This is a genomic window from Pseudomonas sp. UBA6753 (assembly GCF_002453565.1).
GTDB lineage: Bacteria > Pseudomonadota > Gammaproteobacteria > Pseudomonadales > Pseudomonadaceae > Aquipseudomonas > Aquipseudomonas putida_Z.
Genome location: NZ_DKHD01000060.1, coordinates 53,377 through 65,413, shown reverse-complemented (window position 1 = coordinate 65,413; position 12,037 = coordinate 53,377). Strand labels below are relative to the sequence as shown.

The 12,037-nt window shown below is 64.8% G+C and carries 12 protein-coding genes; 5 read left to right on the top strand and 7 right to left on the bottom strand.

The window, feature by feature from the left end; translation table 11 throughout:
- Positions 1-79 precede the first annotated feature (79 nt).
- Positions 80-1,294: a sugar transporter gene (locus tag B2790_RS23750; protein ID WP_286919915.1), complete on the top strand. Its 1,215-nt coding sequence runs from the start codon at positions 80-82 to the stop codon at positions 1,292-1,294.
- 124 nt (positions 1,295-1,418) lie between these two features.
- Here B2790_RS23750 and B2790_RS23745 read toward each other — a convergent pair whose 3' ends face one another.
- The 3 genes from B2790_RS23745 to B2790_RS23735 are packed head-to-tail and all read right to left on the bottom strand — an operon-like array spanning position 1,419 to position 3,855.
- The gene (locus tag B2790_RS23745; RefSeq protein WP_274120604.1) at positions 1,419-2,003 is read right to left on the bottom strand and encodes a LysE family translocator; all 585 of its coding nucleotides are present in this window, start codon (positions 2,001-2,003) and stop codon (positions 1,419-1,421) included.
- 50 nt (positions 2,004-2,053) lie between these two features.
- Positions 2,054-2,884, bottom strand: a complete 831-nt coding sequence (locus B2790_RS23740; protein ID WP_025339652.1) for an AraC family transcriptional regulator — start codon at positions 2,882-2,884, stop codon at positions 2,054-2,056.
- Between the two features lie 47 nt (positions 2,885-2,931).
- Positions 2,932-3,855 carry a LysR family transcriptional regulator gene (locus B2790_RS23735; protein ID WP_274079880.1) on the bottom strand — a complete coding sequence of 308 codons (924 nt, stop codon included), beginning with the start codon at positions 3,853-3,855 and terminating at the stop codon, positions 2,932-2,934.
- Between the two features lie 104 nt (positions 3,856-3,959).
- Between B2790_RS23735 and nfsB the strand changes: the two genes are divergently transcribed.
- The 3 genes from nfsB (at position 3,960) to B2790_RS23720 (ending at position 5,647) form a co-directional block, all read left to right on the top strand.
- Positions 3,960-4,613 carry an oxygen-insensitive NAD(P)H nitroreductase gene (gene nfsB / locus B2790_RS23730; protein WP_196181983.1) on the top strand — a complete coding sequence of 218 codons (654 nt, stop codon included), beginning with the start codon at positions 3,960-3,962 and terminating at the stop codon, positions 4,611-4,613.
- Positions 4,614-4,763: 150 nt separating this feature from the next.
- Positions 4,764-5,213, top strand: coding sequence for an antitoxin Xre/MbcA/ParS toxin-binding domain-containing protein (locus B2790_RS23725; RefSeq protein ID WP_013973163.1), 450 nt, complete (start codon positions 4,764-4,766; stop codon positions 5,211-5,213).
- Positions 5,210-5,647 (top strand): RES family NAD+ phosphorylase, encoded by a 438-nt coding sequence (locus B2790_RS23720; RefSeq protein WP_015270851.1) that lies wholly within the window; start codon positions 5,210-5,212, stop codon positions 5,645-5,647. The genes B2790_RS23725 and B2790_RS23720 overlap by 4 nt, the downstream gene beginning before the upstream one ends.
- Before the next feature lie 7 nt (positions 5,648-5,654).
- Here the strand turns inward: B2790_RS23720 and B2790_RS23715 are convergent, their stop codons facing one another.
- Positions 5,655-6,809 (bottom strand): cysteine desulfurase family protein, encoded by a 1,155-nt coding sequence (locus B2790_RS23715; protein ID WP_286919914.1) that lies wholly within the window; start codon positions 6,807-6,809, stop codon positions 5,655-5,657.
- 194 nt (positions 6,810-7,003) lie between these two features.
- Positions 7,004-7,930, bottom strand: coding sequence for a LysR family transcriptional regulator (locus B2790_RS23710; RefSeq protein WP_025339647.1), 927 nt, complete (start codon positions 7,928-7,930; stop codon positions 7,004-7,006).
- Positions 7,931-8,070: 140 nt separating this feature from the next.
- On the opposite strand from B2790_RS23710, the gene B2790_RS23705 reads away from it, so the two are divergent.
- Positions 8,071-9,300, top strand: coding sequence for an acyl-CoA dehydrogenase (locus tag B2790_RS23705; RefSeq protein WP_013973159.1), 1,230 nt, complete (start codon positions 8,071-8,073; stop codon positions 9,298-9,300).
- Positions 9,301-9,434: 134 nt separating this feature from the next.
- Here B2790_RS23705 and B2790_RS23700 read toward each other — a convergent pair whose 3' ends face one another.
- Together B2790_RS23700 and B2790_RS23695 are read right to left on the bottom strand one after the other, a co-directional pair.
- On the bottom strand, positions 9,435-10,499 hold the full coding sequence (locus B2790_RS23700) for a TerC family protein (protein ID WP_274120602.1): 1,065 nt from the start codon (positions 10,497-10,499) through the stop codon (positions 9,435-9,437).
- A 188-nt stretch (positions 10,500-10,687) separates the two neighbouring features.
- Positions 10,688-11,995, bottom strand: a complete 1,308-nt coding sequence (locus tag B2790_RS23695; protein WP_274079876.1) for a substrate-binding domain-containing protein — start codon at positions 11,993-11,995, stop codon at positions 10,688-10,690.
- Between the last annotated feature and the right edge of the window lie 42 nt (positions 11,996-12,037).

Sequence of the window (12,037 nt, the reverse complement as noted above, 5' to 3'; positions counted from 1 at the left end):
AAGCGTGCGTCCACACCCCGGCAAGCGGGTGGCTGGCGTGCGTCCTGTTGCCTTGCCTGCGGAGAAGCGGTTTGCACCCATGAACGGACCCACCCCCACCAACATGCCACCCACGGCGGGTAGCGGCAGCTGGCTGAGCGTCATTGCCCTGGCCCTGGCGGCCTTCATCTTCAACACCACCGAGTTCGTCCCGGTGGCGCTGCTCAGCGACATTGGCCGCAGCTTCGACATGAGCACCGCGCAGGTCGGCCTGATGCTGACCATCTACGCCTGGGTGGTGGCGCTGGCCTCGCTGCCGATGATGCTGCTGACTCGCAACATCGAGCGGCGGCGCCTGTTGCTGTTCGTGTTCCTGGTGTTCATCGTCAGCCACCTGCTGTCGTGGCTGTCACAGAGCTTTGCCATGTTGCTGGTCAGCCGCATCGGTATTGCCCTGGCGCATGCGGTGTTCTGGGCCATCACCGCCTCCCTGGCGGTGCGCGTGGCGCCGCCAGGGCAGCAGGCCAAGGCGTTGGGCCTTTTGGCCACTGGCACCACCCTGGCCATGGTCCTGGGCATCCCGCTGGGCCGCGTGGTGGGCGAAGCGCTGGGCTGGCGCATCACCTTCCTGAGCATTGCCGGGGTGGCGCTGGCGACCATGCTGTGCCTGATGAAGTCGCTGCCGCTGCTGCCCAGCCAGAACTCGGGCTCGCTGCGCAGCCTGCCGATCCTGTTCAAGCGCCCGGCGCTGGTGATCACCTATGTGCTGGTGACGCTGGTGATTACCGCGCAGTTCACTGCCTACAGCTACATCGAACCGTTCGCCCTGCACGTGGCGCAGATAGGCGGTGAGCGCACCACGCTGTTGCTGCTGCTGTTCGGCGGTGCCGGGGTGTTCGGCTCATTGCTGTTCAGCCGTTACAGCGACCGCTTCCCGCATGGCTTCCTGGTAGGGTCGATCGGCCTGCTGGCGGCGTGCCTGTTGCTGCTGTTGCCGCTGTCGGGCAACTTTTACGTGTTTGCCGCGTTGAGCATGTTCTGGGGTGTGGCGATCCTCAGCTTCAGCCTGTCGCTGCAGTCCAAGACCCTGAAACTGGCGTCCGATGCCACCGATGTGGCCATGGCGCTGTTCTCGGGTATCTACAACATCGGTATTGGCGGTGGTGCGTTGCTGGGCAGTATCGTCAGCAGCCAGCTGGACGTGGCGGATATCGGCCTGGTGGGCGGTAGCGTGGCGGTGGCCGGGTTGCTGCTGGCTGTGGCCAGCACCCGGCGGTTCCGCGAGGCGCTGGGCGGGGGGGCAGGGCATTCCTGAATGACCGCGCTGTTTTTTTCGCGGGCACGCCCGCTCCCACAGGTACTGCATCAACTTCAGGCGCGATGCAGTACCTGTGGGAGCGGGCGTGCCCGCGAAGAGGCCGGTACTGGCAATAACGGGCTCAAGCCAGTACGGCAGCCCACGCAGAAATCAACAACACCCCCGCCAACACCTGGTTGAACACCCGCAACCGCCGCGGTGCCTGCAACCATCGCGCGCTGCCCACCCCCAGCAGCGCCCACGCCGCCATGCAGGGCAGGGCAATCAGCAAGAACACCAGCGCCAGTTGCCATACCGGCAACGACGGCGCGGCAAACACCCCGACCACCGCCACGGCCATCAACCACACCTTGGGGTTCACCACCTGCAACGAGGCCGCACTGAGTGCACTGAAGCCTTGCACCGTGGCCGCCTGCAGCGGGGCGGCAGCACTGCGCAGCATCTTCCACGCCAGCCAGCTCAACCACAAAACCCCGGCCCAGCTCATCAACTGCTGGGCCAGCGGGTGGCGCAGCAGCAGTTCACCCAGCCCCAGGCCCACCATCAGCACGATCGCGGCTGCTGCACCGCAGGCCGCCACGATCGGCGCCAGGCTCGCGCGCAGGCCAACGCGGGCGCCATGGGCGAGAATCAACAGGTTGGTCGGCCCCGGGCTGATGCTGGACACCAGGGCAAACAGGATGAAGGGCAACAACGACTGCGACATGATCAAGGGCTCCGGATAAACGAAGCACCATGCTCGCTGCCTGCCGCCTTTCAGTCTGGAAGGTTTGAGCAGCGCCTGCGGTAGTCGGCCGGGGTCAGCTGGTAGGCACGGCGGAACCAGCGCCCCAGGTGGCTCTGGTCGGCAAAGCCCAGGGCCATGGCCACTTCTGTGGGTGTCTGGCCTCGGGCGAGCAGGCGCCGCGCCCGGGCCAGGCGCAGCTGGATCAGATAGGCATGTGGCGCCAGGCCGAATGCGGCCTTGAACGCGCGGGTGAGGCGGAAGCGGTCGATGCCACAGGCCTGGGCCAGGTCTTCCAGGCCGATGTCGCGCTCCAGGTTGGCGTGCAGGTAATCCCGCGCGCGCTGCGCGGTCAGCGGCAGGCGCGGGTCCGGGTTCAGGCGTCGGCGCCAGTGCAGGTGGCGGGTCAGGCAGGCCAGCAGGTCGTCCATGGCCGTCTGCCGGACAATGCGCAAGTCCTGGGTATGCACGGCCTGGAAGGCGAGGGCAGTGGCACGCGCCAGGCGCTCATCGTGGCACAAGGTATCGGCGAAGCTGGGCAGGCTGTCGCCTGGCGCGTGTTCGAACAGTGCCCGCAGTTGGCTGTCCACCCAGGTGGGTTCCAGGTACAGGGTCGAATAGGTGAAGCCGTCCTCGGTGGGCGCATGGCCGTCATGGATTTCACCGGGCTCCAGCAAGAATACGTGCCCCGGCGTGCTGCGATGGCGTACTCGCCGGCAATCGAATTGCTGCACGCCCTGCTCGGTAACGCCAACCAGGAAGCTGTCATGCCAGTGCGGGTCGTAGGCATGCCCGACGAAATGCGCACGGACCGACTCGATGCCGGTGTCGGCGTCTTGCTTGAGGTCGATCCAGTTGCTCATGGGGGCGTGCCGTGGCAGAAATCGCTACCTTAGCGCAACGGCCAGGCTCAGTCTGGAACGATTGTGCAGCCGTTGGTCAGCGCCCGGTTACGCAAGGCCTCGAAGCGTTCGCGCAGCCACAGGTGCAGTTGCGCCACCGCTGGCGTGAGCTGCTTGCGGTGCGGGCACACCAGGGTGACCGGTGCGGGTTCACCGAGGTGCTCGGGGAGGATGATTTCCAGCTCGCCGGCCGCGATGTTGGCGCTTACGTCCAGCCACGACTTGTAGACGATGCCTTCGCCCTGCAAGGCCAGGCGGCGGATCACGTCGGCATCGTCGCTGACCAGTGGCCCGCGCACCTGCACGGTGCGGTTGCCCACCCGCCACTTGTCGTAGACCCGGTTGTGCTGCATGTACAGCAGGCAGGCGTGCTGCTGCAGGGCGTCGGGCGTGAGCGGGCGGCCGTGACGGGCCAGGTAGTCGGGCGCGGCCACCAGCACCCGGCGGTTCCAGTCGGCCAGCGGCAGGGCAATGTAATTGGCGTCCTGGTTGAGGCCATAGCGGATCGCCACATCTACCGGGTCACGGTTGAGGTCGGCGATCTGGTCGGACAGGAAGAAGCGCAGGTGCAGGGCCGGGTGCTCGCGGCGGAAGGCGCTCAGCCACGGCAGCAGCATGTTGCGGCCCAGGTCGGACGGTGCCGACACCTGCAGGGTACCGCGCAGGGTGTTGGCGTTGCCATGCAGGTCTTCACGCCCCTGGCGCAGGCTCTCCAGCACATTCAGGGCCGTCGGCAGGTACAACTCGCCTTCGGCGGTCAGGCGCAGGCTGCGGGTGGTGCGGGCGAACAGGCGCACGTCCAGGTCGCGCTCCAGGCGCTTGATCGCGGCGGCCACCTGCCCCGGCAGCAGTTCGGCCTCGTGGGCGGCAGCGGTGAAGCTGCCCAGCACGCTGCTGCGGACGAACAGTTCGAGGTCGGCGATGCGCAGCATTTTCACTCCAGGGATGAAAGTGTTGCTGCATTGTGCCGGTTTTTCTTTTCTGCAGGAAAGATAAGATGCCCGGCAAATCCCCTGTTCATTCCCGGAGTTGTTGCATGGATACCGTCTCGCTGGCTAAGCGCCGCTACACCACCAAAGCCTACGATGCCTCGCGCCGTATTCCCCAGGCCACTGTCGATGCCTTGCTCGAACAACTGCGTCACAGCCCGTCCTCGGTCAACTCGCAGCCGTGGCATTTCATCGTTGCCGACAGCGCTGAAGGCAAGGCCCGCCTGGCCAAAAGCACCACAGAGCGTTATGCCTACAATTCGCCGAAGATCCTCGATGCCTCGCATGTGATCGTGTTCTGCACCCGCACCGAAATGACCGAAGCGCACCTGAACGCCGTGCTCGACCAGGAAGCTGCCGATGGCCGCTTCCGCGATGATCAGGCGCGTGCCGGGCAGAACCAGAGCCGCCGGCATTACGTCGACCTGCACCGCTTTGACCAGAAGGACGTGCAGCACTGGATGGAAAAGCAGACCTACCTGGCGCTGGGTACTGCCTTGCTGGGGGCTGCGGCACATGGGCTGGATGCCACGCCGATCGAGGGCTTCGACAGCAAGATTCTCGATGCCGAGCTGGGCTTGCGCGAGCGTGGGTTCACCAGTGTGGTCATTCTCAGCCTGGGCTATCGCAGCGAGACGGACTTCAACGCTGGCTTGAACAAATCGCGGTTGCCGGCTTCGCAGGTGTTCACCTTCCTGTGAGATTGCCCGGGGCCGCCCTGCGGCCCTTTCGCGGCGCAAGGCCGCTCCCACAGGATGGCATCGCCTTCAAGGCTTTCACAGGCCTCATGAACTGGCATATGTCCGGCATATGCCGCATACTTGTCGGCAAACGCCGGAAAGGAGAGCGCCATGCTTGCCGAAGTGCTTCGCGACAACGGTTACCACGAGTACCGGGCGCGCCTGCATGCACTGCTGGAAATCCCCGAACTCGCCAGTGACTTCGAAATCCACACCCGCATCACCCATGGCTTCGCTGCCACCTGGCTGGTGAAACTGACCGAACTCGGCGTGTTCACCCCTGTGGAGCGTGACCAGATCATTCCCCTGCGCACGCTGAAAACCCGCATCGAACGTGACCAGCCACTGACCGTGGAAGAAAGCGACCGGCTGTTCCGCTCGGCCCATATCACCGCCATGGCCGAAGCCGTGTTCGGTGAAGCGGGCAAGGCCAAGCGCTGGCTGTCCAAGCCCAAGGAGCGCTTCTCGGGGCTGACGCCGATGCAGATGCTCACCACCCAGCAGGGCACCACCCAGGTCGAAGAGATGTTGCTGCAGATCGCCGAGGGCTTCGGCCTGTGATTCTGTGGCGTATCAGCGCCTATGCAGACTTGAGCGGAACGGGCGGCTTGCGTGTCAGCGGCCGCTGGCACCAGGCGGGCCGGCCAGTGGTGTATGCCGCCACCAGCCCGGCCGGGGCAATGCTGGAGGTGCTGGTGCACCTGGAGATCGACCCTGAGGATTTCCCCACCACCATGCGGCTGCTGCGTATCGAGTTGCCCGACACCGTTTCGCAAGCGCAGTTGCCCGCCTTGCAGCCTGGCTGGTCGAGCCAGACCGAACTGACCCGGGGCCTGGGCAACCGCTTTCTGGATGAGTGTTCGGCACTGCTGCTGCCGGTGCCGAGCGCGATCATGCCCAGCACCACCAATTACCTGTTCAACCCGCGCCATCCGCAGGCAAACAGCGCCAGGCTCGAGGTCGAGGACTTCACCCCGGACAGCCGGCTGTTCTAGGGCCGGTTCACCAAAGTGCCGCTGATGCCGCTGTCAGCACCCGGCCAAACACTTCGAGCGCCTTGTCCACTTCAGCGTCGTTGCTGAAGCGCCCGATGCTCAGCCGCACGCTGTTGCGTGCCTGGCGTTCATCCAGCCCCAGCGCGAGCAGCACATGCGAGGCCGCATTGCTCGCCGAGTTGCAGGCCGAGGTGGTCGACAACGCCAACTCGCTGGCCAGCGCCGCGCTGTTGAAGCCCTTGCTGTCGATACACAGGTTCAGCGTATGGGGAATGCGCTGGTTGGCGCAGCCGTTGAGGGTGACGCCGGGCAGGGCCAGCAGGCCTTCGCGCAGGCGCCTGGCCAGTTGCTCGAGGCGCAGGTGTTCGCTGTCGCCGGGCTGGCCGGCCAGGGCAAAGGCGCTGCCCATGCCGGCAATCTGGTGGGTCGCCAGGGTGCCGGAGCGCAGGCCTTGCTCATGGCCGCCACCGTGCATCTGCGCACGCATCTGCGTGCGGGCGCGTGGCCCCACGTAGAGCGCACCGATGCCCTTGGGCCCATACACCTTGTGCGCCGAGAACGACATCAGGTCCACGGCCATGGCGCTCAGGTCGATGGCCAGTTTGCCCACCGCCTGCGCCGCATCCACGTGCAGCAGGGCACCGTGGGCACGTACCTGTTCGCCAATCGCGGCAAAGTCGGTGATCGTGCCCAGTTCATTGTTCACCGCCATCAGCGATACCAGGCGGGTGTCGGCGCGCAACGCTGCCTGCACCGCCGCAGGCTGAATCAGGCCGACGGCATCCGGTGCCAGGCGGGTAACGGCCCAGCCCTGGCGCTCCAGTTCGGCCACCGTGTCGAGCACGGCCTTGTGTTCCAGTTGGCTGGTGATCAGGTGCCCGGGTTGGCCGAGGCCTTGGGCAATGCCCTTGAGCGCCAGGTTGTTGGACTCGGTCGCACCTGAGGTCCAGACCAGTGCATCGGCCTGTGCGCCGACACGTTCGGCCACTTGCTGGCGGGCCTGCTCCACGGCGTGGCGGGCGGCCTGGCCGAAGGCATGGCCACTGGACGCCGGGTTGCCGAAGTTGGCCTGGCTGCCAAGGCAGGCGAGCATGGTTTCGATGACCCGGTCGTCGACCGGAGTGGTGGCGGCGTAATCGAAGTAGAGCGGGGCGCTGGGCATTGGGGCGAGTCCGTTTCTGTCGCCGTGAAATCGGCGATCGTTGGAGCAAGCGTACCCGCTGTTCGAGAGATATTTTTCGCTTCCAGCGGCTCTATTCTCAGGATCTGCAAGAAAAATTTCTCTCTATTGAGCTTTTCCTGGAAAATTTTTCTCCGCATCGCGAGGGGCTCAGCAAAGGCCCCTCGTCAGCCTCTTCAGGCTGGTGCCAAGGCCCTCTCTTCCTCGGCCACCACACGTTCGCACAACTCGGTTATCTGCTCGCGCATCCAGCGGTTGGCCGGGTCCTGATCGGTGCTTTCATGCCAGTACAGGTGCGTTTCCAGCGCAGGCACCTCCACCGGCAGTGGCTGGTAACGTAACTGATGACGGCGGGCGAAGCGCTCGGGGACGGTCATCGCCATGTCGGTCTGCTGCAACACCTGCGAGGCCATCAGGTAGTGCTGCGAGCGCAAGGCAACCTTGCGCTGCACGCCCATCTTGCCCAGGGCCAGGTCGACATAGCCCAGGCCGTTGCGGCGGCTGGAGATATGGATGTGGGTCATGCCCAGGTAGTTGTCGAGGGTCAGCTTGCTGTCGGCCAGCGGGTGGCCCTGGCGCAGGGCGCAGACATAGCGGTCTTGCATCAGTTTGACGTGGCGTACCTGCGGGTCGGTGTTCAGCGGTGCGTCGATGGCGAAGTCCAGGCGGCCGGCGGCGAGTTCCTTGGTGGTCTCGCGGCGCTTGCACAAAAAGCTTTCGATCAGCACCGCCGGCGCCAGGCGGCGCAAGCGCTGGAACAGCGGCGGCAGGATCACCGCTTCGGTCAGGTCGGTCATGCTGATGCGGAAGGTCTTGTTGGCCTGTTGCGGGTTGAAGATGCGGCTTTCCTGCACCGAGGTGCGCAGCAGTGCCAGGGCGTTGCGCACCGGGCCGATGATGTTCTGCGCCATGGGCGTGGGCACCATGCCTTGCGCGGTACGCACGAACAGCGGGTCGTTGAAGGTTTCGCGCAGCCGCGAAAGGGCGTTGGACACTGCCGGCTGGGTGATGCCGACGATCTGCCCGGCGCGGGTCAGGTTGGCTTCGGTGTAGATCGCATCGAACACGATGAACAGGTTGAGGTCGACCTTGCTGAGGTTCATGGGCGCCGCTCTTTGTTGGAATTATGGGTCGATCATATATCGGTTATGAATGTTTATACACGCTGAAAATAGACTAGGTGGATGGGGCCATGCTGCTCTAGGCTCTGGCCCATGTACTCCGAACCGTGAAGGTAGCCCAGATGGATTTCGCCTATTCGCCCAAGGTCCAGGCACTGCGTGAGCGCGTCAGCGCGTTCATGGACGCCTATGTCTACCCCGCCGAGGCAGTATTCGAGCGCCAGGTCGCCGAGGGTGACCGCTGGCAGCCCACCGCAATCATGGAAGAACTCAAGGCCAAGGCCCGCGCTGAAGGGCTGTGGAACCTGTTTCTGCCCGAATCGGAATACGGTGCCGGCCTGAGCAACCTGGAATACGCCCCGCTGGCAGAAATCATGGGCCGTTCGTTGCTCGGTCCGGAGCCGTTCAACTGTTCGGCGCCAGACACCGGCAACATGGAAGTGCTGGTGCGCTATGGCAGCGAAGCGCAGAAGCGCCAGTGGCTGGAGCCGCTGCTGCGTGGCGAGATCCGATCGGCGTTCGCCATGACCGAACCGGACGTGGCCTCCTCGGATGCCACCAACATGGCCGCCACCGCAGTGCGTGACGGTGACCAATGGGTAATCAACGGCCGCAAGTGGTGGACCTCCGGCGCTTGCGACCCGCGCTGCAAGGTAATGATCTTCATGGGCCTGTCCGACCCTGAAGGGCCGCGCCACCAGCAGCACTCGATGGTGCTGGTGCCCACCGATGCGCCTGGGGTGAAGATCGTCCGCCCGCTGCCGGTGTTCGGCTATGACGATGCTCCCCATGGCCACGCCGAGGTGCTCTTCGAGAACGTGCGGGTGCCGTATGAGAACGTGATCCTGGGTGAGGGCCGTGGCTTCGAGATTGCCCAGGGGCGCCTTGGCCCCGGCCGCATTCACCACTGCATGCGCTCGATCGGCATGGCCGAGCGCGCGCTGGAACTGATGTGCAAGCGCTCGGTGGAGCGTACCGCCTTCGGCCGGCCACTGGCGCGTCTGGGCGGCAACGTCGACAAGATCGCCGACTCGCGCATGGAGATCGACATGGCCCGGCTGCTGACGTTGAAAGCGGCGTACATGATGGACACGGTCGGCAACAAGGTCGCCCGCAGCGAGATTGCGCAAATCAAGGTAGTGGCGCCGAACGTGGCACTGAAGGTGATCGACCGGGCGATCCAGATTCATGGCGGGGCAGGGGTAAGTGGCGATTTCCCGCTGGCTTACATGTACGCCATGCAGCGCACCTTGCGCCTGGCCGACGGACCGGATGAAGTGCACCGGGCGGCGATTGGCAAGTATGAGATTGGCAAGTATGTGCCGGCGGAGATGATGCGTAGCGGGCGATGATTTTTGCCCGCTTGTTCCGGCCTCTTCGCGGGCTTGCCCGCTCCCACAGGAACTGTGCCGCCTCCAAGCTGTGCGCAATACCTGTGGGAGCGGGCAAGCCCGCGAAGAGGCCCTTGAAGGCTCACTCTGGATGGTCAGACCCGCATCTGCGGGTCTTCCTCCTTCTCGCTGACTGTGCGATCGACATTTGAAGGCTGTCTGGATTGAGCACCCTTGATTTCCGGCTTCTCCCCTCGCGTCTTGACCAGCGAAACCACCACCCCACCCAGCAACAACCCGAACGTCACCCCCAACGAAAGCAACGCTGGCACCTTGCCCACCATGCCGTGGTAGAAGATCTTGCAGCCAATGAAGATCAGCACCAGCGCCAGCGCGTACTTGAGGTAAACGAACCGGTGCATCAGCGCCGCCAGCGCAAAATACAGCGAGCGCAAGCCGAGGATGGCGAAAATGTTCGAGGTATAGACGATGAACGGGTCCTGGGTGATGGCGAAGATTGCCGGGACGCTGTCGACGGCGAATACCAGGTCGGCAAGTTCGATCAGCACCAGCGCCATGAACAGCGGGGTGGCATGGCGTAGCGCCTTGTGCTGCCCGGGCGGGGTCTGCTGCACGAAGAAGTGCGAGCCGTGGATCTGCTCGGTGACCCGCATGTGCCGGCGCACGAACTTCAGAATCGGGTTGTTGGCCAGGTCGGGGCGGCTGTCCTCCTTCGACAGCGCCATCTTCACCCCGGTAAACAGCAGGAAGGCACCGAAGATATACAGTACCCAGGCGAAGTTCTGCACCAGCGCCGCGCCCACGCCGATCATGATCGCCCGCAGGAACACCACCCCGAGGATGCCCCAGAACAGCACGCGGTGCTGGTAGCGGCGGGGGATGGCGAAATAGCTGAAGATCATCGCCATGACGAACACGTTGTCCATCGACAGCGACTGCTCGACCAGGAAGCCGGTGTAGAACTCCAGCGCCGACTGCGCGCCCAACTGGTACCAGACCCCGGCGCCGAACAGCACGCCGACGCTGAAATAGCCCGAATACAGCAGCAGGCTCTCGCGCATTTCGATTTCCCGGTCGTGGCGGTGCAGCACGCCCAGGTCGAGTACCAGCAAACCGATGACGATGGCCATGAACACCAGCCACAACCAGGCGCTGGTACCGAGGAACGGGGTGGTGAGGAATGTCTGTAGAGCTGTCATGAGCCCCTCCTTCAATGTCGACGTTGCATGGCAACAGTGATCCGACATGGCGGCCTGGCAGCCGTCAGAGGGGCCCGGTATCACATGGGCTTGAGCCTAGACCCGTTTGCCGGTGATGCCGAATGGGGAGCTGTTACATTTCTTTGCCAGGGCACTCCTACCCGGTCAGGCCAGAGCAGGCCTATCGTTCAATAAACCCACACCTCCACCCGGCGATTACGCAGTCGCCCTTGCTCCAGTTCGTTCCCTGCCACTGGCAGTTCATCCCCCATCCCCGTCACCTCCAGCACCTCCACGCCATCGCGCGCCAGCTCACGGCGCACCGCCTGGGCCCGCAGGCGGGAGAGCAGGGCGGCGCGACCGGGTGTCTCCTTGGGGTCGCCAAAGCCCACCAGCACCGCCTTGCGCCGCAACTTGCCCGCTTGGCGCAGGTAGTCGGCCACCCGCTGCACATCGCGCAGGGCCTTGTTGTCGAGGCTGGCGCTGCCTTCCTGGAAGCGGAAGTTAACGCTCAATCGCTGCGCCTGCTGGGCCAGGGTGCGATAGCGCGGCGGCATGTCGGCCTGGGGGGCTACAGGTTGGGCCTCGATCTGCTGCGCAACGAAACCCTGCTGGGCGACGATCGCCTGGCCCGCCGGGCTCTGAGCGAAATCGGCCAGGGCCTTGGCCTGGGGCTTGGGGTTGGCCGGCAGGTAGAAGTACAGGCGCCGCGATAGCGGGTAATCCTCGCTGGCCACCAGTGCACGCTCCGGCAGCATGGCCGGCGCGTCACCTTCGGCCACCGCCAGCACCTTGGCCCCATGCACCGCCGCCAGGCTGCTGAAACCGATGGCCTGGCGGTCGGTGCTCACTCGCGCGGCCAGCTCGTCGCTGGACTCGAAGCGTTGGGCCTTGGGCGAAAGCTCGCCGTGCTGAGGCTCCAGCACCAGTGCCTTGAAGGTCTCAAAGGTACCGGAGCGGTCGTCACGGGCGTACAGGTGGATGGCCCCACCGGCAACACCCAATTGCTCCCAGCGCTGGATCTGCCCGGCAAAAATCTGTGCCAGTTGCCCTGTGGTGAGCTGTGGCAGCGGGTTGTCGGGGTGAACGATGACGGCGACGCCATCCAGGCCGATGACCTGTTCGGCGGCAGCGGCGCGCAGGTCGCCCAAAGCCTGCAGTTGGCTTGCTTCGTTGTCGTTGATCGGCCGCGACGCGGCGGCCAGGTCGGCCTCGCCATGGCCCAGGGCGACGAAGCCGGTGCTGGAACCGTGTGCGGCGATGTCGATGCGCAAAGGCTGGCCACGCGTATCGCGAGCGGTGATGACAGTCTCATTGGCCAGCGTGCCCGGGTATTGTTCGATGGCGGTAGCTTGCTGTGCGCGCAGTTGCCCTTGCACCAGCGCTGGCAGCAAGGCCGCGCCGATGGTGTTGGAACCTTGCACGCGCAGGTGAGCGGGCTCGGCCAGGGTCGCCAGCGGCAGCAGAGTGAGCAGCAAGACAAGCAGACGGGGCATGCCGGAAGGCCTATGGCATAGAGATGGCCGGCAGATTACGAC

Bases quoted from the DNA above. Each gene is read 5' to 3' on its own strand.
- B2790_RS23725 (WP_013973163.1), top strand. From the start codon at position 4,764: ATGCTTGCCGAAGTGCTTCGCGACAACGGTTACCACGAGTACCGGGCG.
- B2790_RS23740 (WP_025339652.1), bottom strand. From the start codon at position 2,884: ATGAGCAACTGGATCGACCTCAAGCAAGACGCCGACACCGGCATCGAG.
- B2790_RS23710 (WP_025339647.1), bottom strand. From the start codon at position 7,930: ATGAACCTCAGCAAGGTCGACCTCAACCTGTTCATCGTGTTCGATGCG.
- B2790_RS23715 (WP_286919914.1), bottom strand. From the start codon at position 6,809: ATGCCCAGCGCCCCGCTCTACTTCGATTACGCCGCCACCACTCCGGTC.
- B2790_RS23705 (WP_013973159.1), top strand. From the start codon at position 8,071: ATGGATTTCGCCTATTCGCCCAAGGTCCAGGCACTGCGTGAGCGCGTC.
- B2790_RS23750 (WP_286919915.1), top strand. From the start codon at position 80: ATGAACGGACCCACCCCCACCAACATGCCACCCACGGCGGGTAGCGGC.
- B2790_RS23700 (WP_274120602.1), bottom strand. From the start codon at position 10,499: ATGACAGCTCTACAGACATTCCTCACCACCCCGTTCCTCGGTACCAGC.
- B2790_RS23735 (WP_274079880.1), bottom strand. From the start codon at position 3,855: ATGCTGCGCATCGCCGACCTCGAACTGTTCGTCCGCAGCAGCGTGCTG.
- B2790_RS23745 (WP_274120604.1), bottom strand. From the start codon at position 2,003: ATGTCGCAGTCGTTGTTGCCCTTCATCCTGTTTGCCCTGGTGTCCAGC.
- nfsB (WP_196181983.1), top strand. From the start codon at position 3,960: ATGGATACCGTCTCGCTGGCTAAGCGCCGCTACACCACCAAAGCCTAC.
- B2790_RS23695 (WP_274079876.1), bottom strand. From the start codon at position 11,995: ATGCCCCGTCTGCTTGTCTTGCTGCTCACTCTGCTGCCGCTGGCGACC.